The organism is Paenibacillus hebaui, assembly GCF_051934385.1.
Lineage (GTDB): Bacteria > Bacillota > Bacilli > Paenibacillales > Paenibacillaceae > Paenibacillus.
In genome coordinates this window covers 5,963,379-5,977,618 of record NZ_CP196836.1, presented here as the reverse complement: position 1 = coordinate 5,977,618, position 14,240 = coordinate 5,963,379, and the positions used below count along the sequence as shown (strand labels likewise).

14 protein-coding genes and 1 pseudogene are annotated in these 14,240 nt (G+C 45.3%); 11 read left to right on the top strand and 4 right to left on the bottom strand.

The features are described from left to right. Positions 1 to 28 precede the first annotated feature (28 nt). From liaF to ACR32F_RS27085, 7 genes are all read left to right on the top strand, one after another. On the top strand, positions 29 to 676 hold the full coding sequence (gene liaF / locus ACR32F_RS27115) for a cell wall-active antibiotics response protein LiaF (RefSeq protein WP_440112581.1): 648 nt from the start codon (positions 29 to 31) through the stop codon (positions 674 to 676). Positions 677 to 709: 33 nt separating this feature from the next. Then, entirely contained in the window at positions 710 to 1,831 is a 1,122-nt protein-coding gene (locus ACR32F_RS27110; protein ID WP_440112579.1) for a sensor histidine kinase, read from the top strand. Further along, on the top strand, positions 1,767 to 2,441 hold the full coding sequence (locus ACR32F_RS27105) for a response regulator (protein WP_440112577.1): 675 nt from the start codon (positions 1,767 to 1,769) through the stop codon (positions 2,439 to 2,441). The genes ACR32F_RS27110 and ACR32F_RS27105 overlap by 65 nt, the downstream gene beginning before the upstream one ends. 205 nt (positions 2,442 to 2,646) lie before the next feature. Further along, positions 2,647 to 3,390 carry a YwmB family TATA-box binding protein gene (locus ACR32F_RS27100; RefSeq protein ID WP_440112575.1) on the top strand — a complete coding sequence of 248 codons (744 nt, stop codon included), beginning with the start codon at positions 2,647 to 2,649 and terminating at the stop codon, positions 3,388 to 3,390. A 248-nt stretch (positions 3,391 to 3,638) separates the two neighbouring features. Next, positions 3,639 to 5,189, top strand: a complete 1,551-nt coding sequence (zwf, locus tag ACR32F_RS27095; protein WP_440120033.1) for a glucose-6-phosphate dehydrogenase — start codon at positions 3,639 to 3,641, stop codon at positions 5,187 to 5,189. 481 nt (positions 5,190 to 5,670) lie between these two features. Beyond that, positions 5,671 to 6,069, top strand: coding sequence for a DoxX family protein (locus tag ACR32F_RS27090; protein ID WP_440112573.1), 399 nt, complete (start codon positions 5,671 to 5,673; stop codon positions 6,067 to 6,069). 366 nt (positions 6,070 to 6,435) lie between these two features. Beyond that, the gene (locus tag ACR32F_RS27085; protein ID WP_440112571.1) at positions 6,436 to 8,019 is read left to right on the top strand and encodes a peptide chain release factor 3; all 1,584 of its coding nucleotides are present in this window, start codon (positions 6,436 to 6,438) and stop codon (positions 8,017 to 8,019) included. Positions 8,020 to 8,248: 229 nt separating this feature from the next. Here ACR32F_RS27085 and sspI read toward each other — a convergent pair whose 3' ends face one another. After that, positions 8,249 to 8,482, bottom strand: coding sequence for a small acid-soluble spore protein SspI (gene sspI, locus ACR32F_RS27080; protein ID WP_024634144.1), 234 nt, complete (start codon positions 8,480 to 8,482; stop codon positions 8,249 to 8,251). A 129-nt stretch (positions 8,483 to 8,611) separates the two neighbouring features. Between sspI and ACR32F_RS27075 the strand changes: the two genes are divergently transcribed. Beyond that, positions 8,612 to 9,274: a potassium channel family protein gene (locus ACR32F_RS27075; protein WP_440112569.1), complete on the top strand. Its 663-nt coding sequence runs from the start codon at positions 8,612 to 8,614 to the stop codon at positions 9,272 to 9,274. A 42-nt stretch (positions 9,275 to 9,316) separates the two neighbouring features. Next, positions 9,317 to 10,105 (top strand): TrmH family RNA methyltransferase, encoded by a 789-nt coding sequence (locus ACR32F_RS27070; RefSeq protein WP_440112567.1) that lies wholly within the window; start codon positions 9,317 to 9,319, stop codon positions 10,103 to 10,105. A gap of 396 nt (positions 10,106 to 10,501) precedes the next feature. Here the strand turns inward: ACR32F_RS27070 and ACR32F_RS27065 are convergent, their stop codons facing one another. The 3 genes and pseudogenes from ACR32F_RS27065 to ACR32F_RS27055 all read right to left on the bottom strand — a co-directional run bounded on the left by ACR32F_RS27065 (position 10,502) and on the right by ACR32F_RS27055 (position 12,710). Continuing rightward, the gene (locus ACR32F_RS27065) at positions 10,502 to 11,149 is read right to left on the bottom strand and encodes a phosphatase PAP2 family protein (RefSeq protein WP_440112565.1); all 648 of its coding nucleotides are present in this window, start codon (positions 11,147 to 11,149) and stop codon (positions 10,502 to 10,504) included. Positions 11,150 to 11,828: 679 nt separating this feature from the next. After that, positions 11,829 to 12,188 (bottom strand): annotated as a pseudogene (locus ACR32F_RS27060) (phosphatidylglycerol lysyltransferase domain-containing protein); the annotation flags it as partial. A gap of 198 nt (positions 12,189 to 12,386) precedes the next feature. Continuing rightward, a complete protein-coding gene (locus ACR32F_RS27055; RefSeq protein WP_440112563.1) occupies positions 12,387 to 12,710 on the bottom strand; it encodes a hypothetical protein in 324 nt (107 codons plus the stop codon). Positions 12,711 to 12,846: 136 nt separating this feature from the next. Between ACR32F_RS27055 and ACR32F_RS27050 the strand changes: the two genes are divergently transcribed. Beyond that, on the top strand, positions 12,847 to 13,434 hold the full coding sequence (locus tag ACR32F_RS27050) for a sigma-70 family RNA polymerase sigma factor (protein WP_440112561.1): 588 nt from the start codon (positions 12,847 to 12,849) through the stop codon (positions 13,432 to 13,434). After that, positions 13,421 to 14,170, top strand: coding sequence for a DUF3600 domain-containing protein (locus tag ACR32F_RS27045; RefSeq protein WP_440112559.1), 750 nt, complete (start codon positions 13,421 to 13,423; stop codon positions 14,168 to 14,170). Before ACR32F_RS27050 ends, ACR32F_RS27045 begins: the two co-directional genes overlap by 14 nt. Positions 14,171 to 14,240 lie beyond the last annotated feature (70 nt).

Below are 14,240 nucleotides of genomic sequence, written 5' to 3'. Positions count from 1 at the left end.
AGATCAATCTACAGAGGAGGTGCGGCAGATGAATAGAAAAAGTCAATGGCTTGCAGGTATAATTATCGTCATCGGCATGTTGATGCTACTGAATCGAAATATAAATTTGCTGACCCTTGCCGCACTGATTCTGTTAACGATTGGTATGGTTCAAGTTCGTAAGGGTGATACACACAAAGGCTATAGATATCTGGGTATTGGCGCAGCTCTGCTGCTGCTGGATAATCTTATGATTGTATTTCTAATTGTACTGGCTTCATTAGCCTATTTTTACTCCAAAAACAAAAAGATTCATCTGCATGAAGATGTCATGCGCAAACAAAACTTCATGGCTCGTTATTATTGGGATCAAGCACCCTGGACGTTACGCAGTATGAGCCTGTGGCATGCCATAGGTGAGGTTAATGCTGATTTATCTCTTTCCATCCCTGAGGAGAAACAAACGATGGTCCTGCTGCAAGGGGTTATGGGAAATGTTCGTCTGACGCTGCCTGAAGATTATGGTGTGGAGATTGAAGCATCGGTCCTGTTCGGCCGAATTAATCTTCTGGGTGAACAAGATAGCGGCATGATGAACACATTGATATGGAGAACCCCTGGATATGAGTCCAGTGAACATAAAGTAAAATTTGTCATTTCTTATCTTGTTGGCGACCTAAGCATCAGTAATCCGTAATACCTTAATAGGTGAAGAAAGGAGGAGACCCGGATGAAGACAAAACGACATACTGACATGGTAACCCGAAGTATGGGTGAAGGGATCCTCCTGGTTTTCATTGTGCTTGCTGTTATTTTGTATGTATTGTATACATATGGTTATCTGGCCCCGTTTGCCGGATGGAGGCATCTGATTCAATCGGGGCTGGCTTTAGTGCTGCTCTTGGTCGGTATGGGTGCAGCCTTCGGCTTCTACCAGAGTTACCGGGTCAAACGAAGGCTTGAATTACTGCGAGAGACGCTGTTGCTATGGGAAAAAGGTTCACTTTCACGTACTGTACCAGATCTTGGTATAGATGATGTAGGCCGATTAAGTGAGCAACTTGGACGAATCGGCAAAAAGTGGGAAGATCAGATCTCGTCGCTGCAAAGACTGTCTACCAATAATGCACAGCTAGCTGAGCAAGCTAGAATCACGGCAATTGTGGAGGAGCGGCAACGGCTGGCAAGAGAACTGCATGATGCGGTATCACAGCAGTTGTTCGCGATTTCGATGACAGCAACGGCGGTTGGCCGGAAGATGGATACGGATTTTGAGCGTGCCAAGAGGCAGATCGCTCTGATTGAAGAGATGGCATCGGTAGCCCAGTCCGAGATGCGTGCATTGCTGTTGCATCTGCGGCCCGTCTATCTGGAGGGCAAACATCTTGAACAAGGTCTGCGTGATCTTGTGGTGGAACTGAAAACGAAGGTACCTATGGATATTGTGCTTGAAATGGATGAGGACATTCATCTGATCAAGGGCATTGAGAATCATCTGTTCCGTATTATTCAGGAAGCGATGTCCAATACATTACGACATGCTAAAGCAGAGAAAATGGAAATCAGGCTTCAACGCCGTACAGATGCGATTCGGGTACTCATTCGTGACGATGGCCAAGGCTTTGATCTGGATGAAAATAAGCAAGCTTCCTATGGCCTGGCTAATATGCGTGAACGTGTCACTGAAATTGGCGGAGCAATACAGTTTGTAACAGCGCCAGGTAAGGGAACGCGGATTGAGATAACGATACCTTTGATGAGCAATGAAAGCGAGGAAGAACATGTCAATGGAAACGGGAATAGAAACGGAGACGGAAACGGAAACGTCGATCAAAGTGTTGCTCGTGGATGATCATGAGATGGTGCGTATTGGACTCGCCGCGGTATTGGATACCGAAGATGGTATTGAAGTGGTCGGTGAAGCGGGAAGCGGTGAGGAAGGCATCCGTCTGGCTCAGGAATATAAGCCTGATGTTGTCTTAATGGATCTCGTCATGGAAGGCATGGATGGTATTGAAGCTACCAGGCAGTTGCTCAAAATGTATCCGGAGTGTAAGGTCATTGTGTTGACTAGCTATCTGGATGATGAAAAAATGTACCCGGTCATTGAAGCTGGAGCTTTCAGTTACTTATTGAAAACATCGAGAGCGAATGAAGTGGCAGACGCAATTCGCGCAGCAGCACGAGGGCAATCTGTGCTGGAGTCACAGGTGGCATCCAAAATGATGAATCGATTCAGACAGCCACAGGCGGCAGCTCCTTTACATGATGAATTGACGGATCGGGAAATGGATGTACTTCGGTTGGTGGCGAAAGGCAAGTCAAACCAGGACATCGCGGATGACCTAATTATCGGTATCAAAACAGTAAAATTCCATGTCACAAATATACTCGCAAAATTGGGTGTCGATGATCGTACACAGGCCGCCATCTATGCATATAAGAATGGACTTGCAGAATAAGACAGAAGTGTTATCAGATAGAAATGGGCTGTGTTCTTCATTACATGCGGACAGCAACATCATAATGGTTTTACATATTTGGTCCTATCAGCCATGAAGATGGTTGAAGGGGCTTTTTTTGTATGTAACAGAAGTTTAGCAAATGAGGAAAGGGGGCATGCTGTTGATAGATTCATAGATTTAGCGGAAGAGCGAGGGGATATGAATGTTGAATCGTTGGATAACAACAGGTCTATTGGTAATAGCCATTATTATTCTTATAGGTGTAACACAGGTGTATGCAGAGAAGACGGAGTCCGAAGCAGCCAAGCTGGATCAATTGAAGAACACCGCTGACATGGCGATGGATCAGGTGGATCGTCTGGTCATCAAATGGCAGGGAGAAGGCAAGGGAGATGCACAGAAGCAGGCAGAGGTGATGGCTCAACAATTGGGATTACACCAACCGGTATTGGTACGTCAAACGGGTCATGATGTGTATCGCAGTGAGGCGGATATAGATGCTGATGGTCTAAACGCAGGTAGGCGGGTTAATGTTGTCGTTACTGGCGAGAATACGTACTACACCATTGTACACTTATCGGGGAATGGGCGTACAGATTGGCATGGGTTAACGGCACTACATGAACAGGTAGGTCAGATGCTCAAAGACTCAGGTATGGAGGCTACGTGGAATTTCTCAGTGCAAGGCACAGGAGGAACCGAAAGTGAAGCAAGCATTCAAGTAGAACAGATTGAAGAAAACATGTCGGGAAAAATGGATGTGCAATCGGTGGAACGTTATACGGATGCCAACACGGCAAGTGTATCCTATAAGGTGCCTAATCTGCCAATCGCGATTCAGAGTGGTTCGCATATTTTGAATATGCAGCTGGCGGTTCACCAGGATAATGAAAAAGGAATCAATCGAATTACAGTCGGTTTTCCGGTAATTACGATTGAATATTAATACAGCAATAGTGTGTATTTATAAGTTTGATCACTTATACTTATAGATGAAATTTCGATGAATTTCGAAAAGGATATGGAGAAGGATTATCAGGAAAATTAGTGCAACTGCGCAGTCATTATGCTAAAATGGCATCACATCCAAGAAGAAACTTGCTGGTAATTGACGGTTGTATTCGATGCATATATAACACCATTACATAGCTCGGGGAGAGCGTGAAGATGTCTTCCCGGAAGAAAGAGGAGCCCATGGTTGAAAAACAATTGCAAGATGAAGTGCAAACACCAGGCGCAGTATTTTTCATTTTTGGAGCAACGGGCGATTTGGCTCGCCGGAAGCTGTTTCCGGCCATTTACAGTCTCTATCGCGAAGGCAAGTTAGCCGAAGATTTTGCGGTGATTGGTGTAGCACGTCGTCCGAGGTCACCAGAAGAATTCCGGGAAGATGTCCATGAATCCATTAAAGAGTTCTGCCGTTATCCGGCGGGGGAACCTGCTGATTGGAATGCTTTTGTCGAACATTTTGAGTATAAATCACTTGATATCAATAACGTTGACGGATTCAGGGAATTGCGTGAGCAGACGGAGACTCTTGAAGCGAAGTTTAATACACCGGGTAACCGCCTCTTCTATCTGGCACTGGCACCTGAGCTGTTTGGCAGTGTCTCGTACAGCTTGCGGGATGGGGGGATGCTGGAAGGCCAGGGTTGGAATCGACTCGTGATTGAGAAGCCTTTTGGTTATGACCTTCAATCTGCTGAACAACTGAATGAGCAAATTCGTGAAGTGTTCCGTGAAGAGGAGATCTACCGGATTGACCACTATCTGGGCAAGGAAATGGTACAGAATATCGAAGTGATTCGATTTGGCAATGCATTTTTCGAACCACTCTGGAATAACAAACATATCGCGAACGTTCAGATTACACTGGGTGAGACGGTAGGCGTGGAAGAACGTGGCGGTTATTACGATCATTCCGGCGCGCTGCGTGACATGGGGCAAAATCATATGCTGCAGATGTTGACCATGATTGCAATGGAGCCGCCAAGTCGTTTATTCCCGGAGGATATCCGCGATGAGAAGGTGAAGGTATTACGTTCTCTGCGAGCGTTCACTTCAGATGAAGAAGTGAGCAATAACGTTGTAAGGGGCCAGTATACCGAGGGGGAATCCCATGGGAAACAGCTTCCTGGCTATCGCCAAGAGGACAAGGTAGACCCAGAGTCGAATACGGAGACGTATTTTGCTGCCCGTGTATTTGTGGATAATTTCCGTTGGGCAGGTGTGCCATTCTATATTCGGACAGGCAAGCGCCTTCCAGTGAAAACGACCGAGATCGTGGTTGAATTCAAATCGATGCCCAACAACGTATATCTCGGGAAAAAATATAAACTGCAACCGAATCTGCTTGTCATTCGGGTGAATCCAATGGAAGGCATTTATATCAAAATCAATGCCAAGAAACCGGGCTCGGACTCCGAAATCCAGCCACTCGCGATGGATTTCTGCCAGAGCTGCATGATCGGAATTAACTCACCAGAAGCATATGAACGTCTGCTGCATGATGCGGCAGAAGGAGACTCCACGTACTTCACCCGTTGGGATGAAGTGGCGACAGCCTGGTCTTTTGTAGATCGGATTGCGGCGGCTTGGGCAGAGAACCATGGAGAACTTCATACGTATCCGGTAGGTACGTGGGGACCGGAAGCGACAGGCAAGCTCCTGGAACAGGATGGCTTCCACTGGTGGCCGGTGAATGGTCAAGATGAGGACAGTGTCATCTGGCAAGTGAATAATTAATAGAGTGGTACAGCATCTCGTTTAACTTTGCAGCCTGTTGGCAAGATAATTCAAATGAAACAGGAGGCCGAATGAGTGAATCTGTTATAAGCAAGATCGGATGAGATCAAGGCCGTTACATCGGTAAATGGAGCTGCTTTGTTATCAATGAGGCTTGGAAAGGACGCGGAACTGCGGACTTTCCGGGCTTCTTTTTGTGTGAAAAAAAGAGCTGCAGAAAGATACAAGGAAGAGGAAGATGGATATAATTAAATTAAGTTGTTGACAAAAAGTAAGTATATAACTTATACTCAACTCAAGAGATAAAGAGTTACGCAAAAGACAGACTTAACCCGAAGCGTTCGTCGGATAAGTGCATCATTCATGAGATTAAATTTCAACCAGTTGAAGGGGTTACGAAATCAGTTCATGAAAAAAAGTTTGGCATAATATCTTTAATCTAAGAATACTATTTTGTATATATTGAATGGAGGAAAAGAAAATGTTGGATGTAGGTTTGTTGTTGATTCGTTTGGTGATTGGATTGTCGTTCATGGCGCACGGGGCTCAGAAATTGTTTGGATGGTTCGGAGGTCACGGAATTAAGGGAACAGGTGGCTGGTTTGAATCTATGGGCATGAAACCCGGCGCTCTGGTTGCGCTGCTGGCTGGATTGGCTGAATTCGGTGGCGGATTGTTACTGGCTCTGGGTCTGCTGACTTCTGTAGGTGGCATTCTGATTGCTCTTACCATGGTCATAGCGATTGTGAAGGTTCATGGTGCAAACGGGTACTGGTCTACGCAAAACGGATTTGAATATAACCTCGCGATTTTGGTGATTGGTGTAGCGTTGGCTCTGACTGGTGGAGGACAATACGCACTGGATGCATTGATTTTCTAAGTTAGGCAACGATAATTGGATTAGGAGTACCTGGATGCCATGATCATGGCTGAAGGGTGCTTTTTTATGCAATCAGAAAAGAGAAGAAACTGCTGTACGTAATTCGGTTATTTTCGGTAAAAATTATGGTACAATAGGAGAGTTGAATTACAATTCAGGTTCACGGTATGAATGGAAGCACAACAATTAGGGGGATGAACTCCGTTGTAAATGTGTAAAATTAGCATAGGTGGCTGAAAGTCAGGAATATGAAATGCCCACATACTAAGTATACAATCAACCGGCTTAGCCGGATTGCATAAAGATTGAAATGTCGACCGGCTTCGCCGGACTAACGTGAATGAACGGATGAAAGGGATAGAATCTATGAGCAAAGATAGTAACAACATTCTTCAACAGGAAGTGGACAAACGCCGGACGTTTGCCATTATCTCTCACCCCGATGCGGGTAAAACGACTTTGACCGAGAAACTGTTGCTGTTCGGGGGCGCGATTCGCCTTGCGGGTACGGTAAAAGCTCGGAAAGCTAGCAAACATGCAACAAGTGACTGGATGGAAATTGAGAAGCAACGGGGGATCTCGGTTACTTCTTCCGTTATGCAGTTTGATTATCTGGATCATCGTGTGAATATTCTGGATACACCAGGTCACCAGGATTTCAGTGAAGATACGTATCGTACACTGACGGCTGCGGATAGCGCAGTGATGTTGATTGACGTGGCAAAGGGTGTCGAGGCACAGACGATCAAGTTGTTCCAAGTTTGTGCGAAGCGCGGCATTCCAATTTTTACGTTCATCAACAAGCTGGATCGTGAGGGACAAAGTCCGTTTGATCTGATGGAAGAACTCGAAAATGTACTGGGTATCCGCTCCGTGCCGATGAACTGGCCGATTGGTACAGGTCGCGAGCTGTGTGGTGTGTATGACCGGATGAAAAATCAGGTGGAGTTGTTCCAAGGGGACGATCATTCCACTATTAGAGTACAAAAAGTGGACGGCTACAAAGATCCAATTATTCGTGAGATGGCAGGAGAGTATCTGCATGATCAATTGTGTCAGGACCTGGAGCTGCTGGATATTGCGGGAGACCCGTTCGACATGGAGAAAGTGGAACGCGGCGAACTGACCCCTATTTTCTTCGGTAGTGCCATTAATAATTTCGGCGTGCAGACGTTCCTGGAGAACTTCCTGCAACTGGCACCGAAGCCTGAACCACGTCGCAGTACGGCAGGAGAGATCCAGCCGACGAATGATAAATTTAGTGGATATGTATTCAAGATCCAGGCGAATATGAATCCAGCACACCGCGATCGTATTGCGTTCCTGCGTATTGTGTCAGGCAAGTTCCAACGTGGAATGAGTGTGAAGCATAACCGTGTGGGCAAAGAGATCAAGCTGTCACAGCCACAACAATTCCTGGCACAAGATCGGGATATTGTTGAAGAGGCGTATGCAGGCGATATCATCGGTTTGTTCGATCCGGGTATTTTCCGGATTGGAGATTCACTGAGCCAAGGCAGCGAAATTATATTTGAGGAAATGCCAACGTTCTCGCCAGAGATTTTCGCCAAAGTAACGGTGAAAAATGCATTGAAACATAAACAGTATCAAAAAGGGATTGACCAGCTGACAGAGGAAGGCACGATTCAGGTGTTCAATACGGTGAGCTTCGACGAGACATTGCTCGGCGTAATTGGTCAGCTCCAGTTCGAGGTATTTGAATACCGGATGAAAGGCGAGTATGGGGTAGACGTGCAATTGCAGCGTATGCCTTATCAGTTCGCTCGCTGGATCGTGGACGAGAATCTGGACGCAAGTAAATTCCGGATTAACTCAACGTTGGTGAAGGATAAAAAGGGTAATTATGTTGTCTTGTTCGAGAATGAGTATGCGATGAGAACAGCAATGGATAAGAACCCGACAGCGAAATTCCTGGAGACTGCGCCTTAAGGTAAGGCAGACGTATTCCGTGGGAATCATTGAAGGGTTAGTTGAACGTGACAAGCTCATGCGATGAGATAGAGCTTGGTGAAAAAATAAGATCCCTCCGCCGGATGGCGGTGGGATCTATTGCTTTACACCTTACTTTAAGGATCGGTATGATCCGACCGAATAAGGGAAAGGCTTTCTTTGCAAGCAGAACAACGTGATGATGGTCCCTTTCCCTCCAAGGCTTCAGTTAACTGATAGGTTGAACGGGAATGGTGTGCAGATGCTCCTGCGCGATTTGGATCAATTCTTCCTGCTTCGCAGGTTCTGTGTTCTTCCATATCATTTCGAAAATGGCACCAAGTCCGGGTAATGCAGCTTCCGGTCCGTCCACTGAACCTTCAATCATCTCCCGGAGCTGATCATCACTTTTGTCATGAACTTTATGAACAATCGCCTCACGCAGGCTTAATGTAATTGGCATCGCAAGTCCCTCCTCGTATATTCGGCTGCTCTAATACTGTTCCCTGGGAAACGTGTGCGCATTCAAGTTTATCCGGCTTTGTGGTATACTACGAAGGATTATTTAATGGCAGCGGGAGGTTAGACCCTAATGGCAAAGAAGCAATATGCTGTAATTGGCATGGGACGGTTCGGATCAAGTGTAGCCAATGCATTGAGCGGTATGGGATTTGACGTACTGGCAATTGATGCGGACGAGCAGCGGACCCAGGAAATGTCGAATGTGGTAACTCATGCGGTATCGGCAGATTCAACGGATGAAGAAGCACTGCGGGCGCTGGGTATACGAAATTTTGATGTCGTCGTGGTGGCGATTGGTGAAGATATTCAGGCAAGTATCCTAACAACTCTTATTCTGAAGGATATGGGTGTACCTGTTCTGATCGTAAAGGCACAAAATGAGCTACATGGTAAAGTGCTGCAAAAAATCGGAGCGGACAAGGTTATTTATCCAGAGCGGGATATGGGACTGCGCGTTGCCCATCATCTTACATCACCAAACATACTCGATTACATCGAGTTGTCGGAGGATTATAGCATTTTGGAGATGAGAGCTTCCGAGCAAATGGTGGGTAAAAACCTGATGCAACTGAACATCCGGGCACGATTCGGTTGTAACGTGATGGCGATCCGCAGTGGGAATTCGATGAATATTTCCCCTTACGCAGAAGATCGAATTGAAGATGGGGATGTGCTGATCATCGTTGGTCATAGAGACCACTTGACGAAAATGGAGCTTGCATATCCGAAGTGATCTCTGTTGATAAATTGAGCCGCAGATGGGAAGGATAGTAATATGGATATTGTATCACCTCAAAATACACGTGTGAAAGAATGGGCACAGCTGCTGGAGAAAAAGCATCGTACCCGTCAGCATAAATATATAATTGAAGGTATTCATCTCGTTCAGGAGGCGCTGCGCGCCGGAGCGGATCTGGAGTGTATCGTATACGATGGAGAGCAGGGTGTACCTTCGGAACTGGCTGGGTTGGAGGCTCCGCTTCAGCGTGTGGAATGGATCAGTGTAACTCCTGCGGTGATCGCCAAATGTACAGATACGATGACTCCACAGCCTGTATTTGCCATTGTGCGCAAAGGTCGTGAGCCGCTGCAAAGCCTGTTGTCTTCGTCCAAAGGGCTGGTTGTGGTGCTGGACAATGTTCAAGACCCGGGCAATGTGGGGACGATCATTCGCAGTGCCGACGCAGCTGGAGCAGCTGGCGTGGTGCTCGGTGCTGGTTGTGCCGATGTATATAACCCGAAGACGATCCGTTCGACCATGGGGTCACTGTTTCATTTGCCCATCGTGGAAGGACAGTTGGAATCGTTGTTGCCTGAAGCAAAAGCCGCAGGCGTGAAGCTGGTGAGTACCTCTTTGCAGGCAGAGCATTCGTGTTACAGTTATGATTTTACGCAGTCCGTATGGCTTGTGATCGGCAATGAAGGCAAAGGTATCTCGGATTCCACAGCACGGCTGGTGGATGATGCGATTACGATTCCGATGCAGGGACAGGCGGAGTCGCTTAATGCGGCGATGGCTGCCACGATTCTGTTGTTTGAGGCGATGAGACAGCGGATGGTTTAGAAAAACATTTCCTGTTGTCCAATTTCCCAATAATTATCCCTAGACAAAAAAACGGTTCGCAAATATACCAAAGACTGGATGCTGGTTGACGATTTAAATCAACTAACCTTCCAGTCTTTTTTTTGATTTTATTCTCATAAAATCTTTCAGAATTATTATCTCAAAAACGGGGATAAAGCTTTCTAGGTTAAGGGATTGAGGGAATGTGCGCTACAAAGGCTACACTTGGGAGAATTCCCTCAATTCCCTCGTTTTACTGGGTCCTTCATCTTCCTTTTTACGACAGATATACACAAAAACAGGAGGGAAGTTGAAGGATGAAACCAGAACTGATAAGGACATGGAAACGAATACTATGTTTGCGATAAAACCAGTGGAAATCTGTCAAAGTTCATCTCACTCCAATCGAGTCGATTTAACACGGGATGAGAGAGAATAGAGGGTTGTTCCAGCCAATCGGAAACAAAGCTCTCCAACCAGAATGCCACCCGCAATATCTACGACGACATGTTGTTTCACCAGTACGGTAGACACCATAATAAGAATGGAGAGGGTGGGAGTCATCGCCCATACAGCTCGTCCAAATACACGCGTTCCTCTAAGGATCAGATAACTGGTGAGTACATGAATACTAGGAAAACAGTTGTAGGGTTGATCATGACGGTAGATGTAATCAACCATCGTGAAGAGAAAGCCTTTCTCACCCTGGATGTTCGGGCGCTCAATCGCTGTCTGGAACAGAGCGAAGAAGATGTAAGAGATCACTAGCCCGCTGCAAAGTGCAATTAGCGTTTGAAAATAAGTTCTCTTGTCCTTGAATGCAATTGCTATTAATGCACCTGTAATGAACGGGTACCATAATACATAAGGAATGATAAAGGCTGGAACAAAAGGGATCATGGAATCCGGGACTGTTGCAAGACTATAGACATGATCCCCAGCCCGATTTAGTACACCGTAGAAAATATTTAAGATCGGAACTGCTGCAAGCCAAAGCAGGGAAAGCCAGGCTGATTTAGTGGATGACTGACTGGAAAGGTTCAAGTGCTCAACTCCTATACGGATTTATCAATGTATCCATAATAGAGATAAACTCTGAAGAACTTGAGAGGGATTTTCTAAAGAATTTCTGAATATCGAGTTAAGTTTGTTTCGAAAAAGAACGGAATAAGCGAGCTCGGATTGATTACCAATACCTTCGTCTACACGGAACAGATAGCATAAAAGAAGAGCCGAGACGTCATAACGACGACTCAGCTCTTCTTTATGTCCCATGAGAACAGACTTTTTGAAATCAGTTTATTGTAGGAAGTAGAACCATTTGAATTTGGTACCAGTAATAAAAAACAAAACAATCCATCCCCACAGAAACAACAGACGTAGAGTTCGTGGAATCAGTAATTATTTTGAGTACAATTTGGAGAAAAGCTTTATCACAGTAATAATCACCCCTGCTAGGTTACTCCCTTACATCCGCTTTCGAAAGAAAAAGAAGTAAGCCGATAAGATAACCAAAATCCCAATAAGTCTATATACCGTGGCGTAGGCCTCAAGGTTGGTTCTGGCAATTACAAATCCAACGATCGAAATAAATAATATTAAAAGACCAAAGGTGATCTTATAATTCAGATGAAAAACCTCCAATTATATCAAAATTAGGTATATTATATCACGATAAACACTAGAGGACGTTTCTTTGTATCAGATTCAACTATACCAGTACTCATTCAGGACAACGGGATACCAACCGGACAAGATCAAGCGTAAGCATCGGAAGTGCCATCCCTGAAGGGTAAGCTAAGTATCTTGCGTGCCATTCCGGCGAGAATTTTTCTTTGTATCGGCGTAATCCTTCAAATCCATACCAGTACCCACCATATCGGAAGACAAGACGGGCTAGTTTTTCTTCACGATGAGAGTTCTGATTCTCACCGACACTGGAGAGTGGAGACATTCCGAGATTAAAGTAAGAATAACCCTGTTCTTTGGCCCATTTAATTAAGCGTACAAATAGCACATCCATCGTACCGTTCGGTGTATCATTCAGATGGCGCATCAGGTCAATGGAGATGACTTGATGATGACGAGAATAGAGAAGAACGTTGCATGAGTAAGAAAAATGGTAAGTATAATGCAACACCCCATACGCCGAGTCGAAGCCAAGGATGTTGCTCAAATAGGGGTTCTACAGAAAAAATACCGATTAGTGTAAGACAACCGAGCAAGGATAGGCCAACCAATAAAATAGGTGATAAAAAAAGTATGGCAGCCCCCATCGTTTTTATCGGAATACCGCTTTTTTATAAAGAAATGCACGTAATCCTACACCGGTAAGACCTGCGTATCCAACCATATTATTAAATGTATTAGCGATCCAGGCGTAACGATACGTGGTTAACCAATGAATATCGAGCTTAAACTGTTTGCGAATTAGAAAATCATATGTACTCATAACAGATACGGCCAGAAAAGAAGCCATGACCCATTGGATAATGACATGAACGGGCTTCATATGTATTTCATGAATAATGCTAGCTATATTAATACGCTGAATCTCATGTCTTCCGTATACATAGATGATGACCAGAATCGTTACAGGAATCATATTGAAAAAAACTAAGGATTACATGAGTATATTTCTAAAGAAAATCTGAAGAATTGGAGGAGTGGATTCAATAAATAAATCGAACGATATGATGCTGGCATGCCAATATATAGTGTAAGGAGGAAGGGGATGGCTAATGAGTGAGCAGGATGAGTACATAGAACTTGCAGAGCTAACGCGGGCTGGGGCGTATGAAGCCTACGGGGAGTTGTATGAGAAGACAGTTAAGGATGTGTATCGTACTGTGCGCTTTTTGATTAAGGACCCTTCGGACGCAGAAGATCTGGTACAAGAGATTTATATCCAGGCGTATCGGTCATTAGAGCGATATGATTCGAAATGTCCTTTTCGCCCCTGGTTAATGGGCGTGACAATGCGGCAGGTTCAGAATTATCGGCGCAGGAGATTGATGCAGTTTCGGTTTCGCAAGCGGATCGAAAAATCTGACGCTGGCATGGAGTATGATTTTTCGACTGAGCTGATCAACAAACTGGCGAATCGTCCTCTGCTGGAACAGGTGCGCCGCTTACCGTACAAGCTGCAGCAGGTGGTCACACTTCATTATTTGAATGAATACACGCAAGAAGAGATATCCTGCATATTGGAGATTCCGCTTGGGACAGTGAAATCGCGTATACATGCGGCGCTGGCCAAGTTGAGACAGAAAGAGAAAATGAATCCAAGCATTCGGGGAAAGGTGGAGAAATTGCATGAAACTCGATGAACAGTTGCGAACGGCCTACCAGGAAGAGACGCAAGACTGGTCGGTTTCTGTGAGAACAAAACATAAAATCATGAATGGCATTCGAAGTAATTCACCCCTCAGAAGGAATCGGAAAAAATGGCTGGTCACTGCGCTGTTGGCTGCTGTACTCATCATTCCTACGGGAGCCTACGCAGGGTACACCTATCTGGTGGATGGAGTATATGGTTCACAGGAGAATATCGCGGCTATGGGGGGGACAGCTGAGGATTATATGAGGTTGGAAGCGAAGCTGCAGATGGCCAAGGCACACTTTAGCAAAGAAGAATTTGTTCAATATATGGACCTGCTGAAGCAAATGGGACAAATGGCTTTGAGGTATGCAGATCAACAGGGAGAGATGCACCCCGAGCAATGGAATGCCGCAGAACATACCCAGTATAATCGTCTTTCTGCAGAACTGGAACCATTTTTCGAAAAGCTGGAAGCCGTAAGTGCAGCGTCTCCAAAGGAGCTTATGGATGAGCAACAATTTTGGAATAAACAGCTGGCGAGGGCAGAGAGTACTTTTTCCAAGGAGCAGTATTCCGAGTTCAAGTCGGTGTATGAACAGATGAAGACGTATGAAGCCATGGTGGTGGATCAGGATGGAATCATCCATGAGGAACGTTTGTCAGCGGTACAGAAGGAAGATTTACAGCACTTGAGAGAGCGTATTATTCCATTTCTGGAAATGTTGGAGTTAGATGTACGTTGAGTTAGGCAATAAAGGATAATCATGAGTTTATGATTATTCTTTTTGCATTGTGCGGAAATAGAAAAGAAAG

Bases quoted from the DNA above. Each gene is read 5' to 3' on its own strand.
- liaF (WP_440112581.1), top strand. From the start codon at position 29: ATGAATAGAAAAAGTCAATGGCTTGCAGGTATAATTATCGTCATCGGC.
- ACR32F_RS27110 (WP_440112579.1), top strand. From the start codon at position 710: ATGAAGACAAAACGACATACTGACATGGTAACCCGAAGTATGGGTGAA.
- ACR32F_RS27105 (WP_440112577.1), top strand. From the start codon at position 1,767: ATGGAAACGGGAATAGAAACGGAGACGGAAACGGAAACGTCGATCAAA.
- ACR32F_RS27100 (WP_440112575.1), top strand. From the start codon at position 2,647: ATGTTGAATCGTTGGATAACAACAGGTCTATTGGTAATAGCCATTATT.
- zwf (WP_440120033.1), top strand. From the start codon at position 3,639: ATGGTTGAAAAACAATTGCAAGATGAAGTGCAAACACCAGGCGCAGTA.
- ACR32F_RS27090 (WP_440112573.1), top strand. From the start codon at position 5,671: ATGTTGGATGTAGGTTTGTTGTTGATTCGTTTGGTGATTGGATTGTCG.
- ACR32F_RS27085 (WP_440112571.1), top strand. From the start codon at position 6,436: ATGAGCAAAGATAGTAACAACATTCTTCAACAGGAAGTGGACAAACGC.
- sspI (WP_024634144.1), bottom strand. From the start codon at position 8,482: ATGCCAATTACATTAAGCCTGCGTGAGGCGATTGTTCATAAAGTTCAT.
- ACR32F_RS27075 (WP_440112569.1), top strand. From the start codon at position 8,612: ATGGCAAAGAAGCAATATGCTGTAATTGGCATGGGACGGTTCGGATCA.
- ACR32F_RS27070 (WP_440112567.1), top strand. From the start codon at position 9,317: ATGGATATTGTATCACCTCAAAATACACGTGTGAAAGAATGGGCACAG.
- ACR32F_RS27055 (WP_440112563.1), bottom strand. From the start codon at position 12,710: ATGATTCCTGTAACGATTCTGGTCATCATCTATGTATACGGAAGACAT.
- ACR32F_RS27050 (WP_440112561.1), top strand. From the start codon at position 12,847: ATGAGTGAGCAGGATGAGTACATAGAACTTGCAGAGCTAACGCGGGCT.
- ACR32F_RS27045 (WP_440112559.1), top strand. From the start codon at position 13,421: ATGAAACTCGATGAACAGTTGCGAACGGCCTACCAGGAAGAGACGCAA.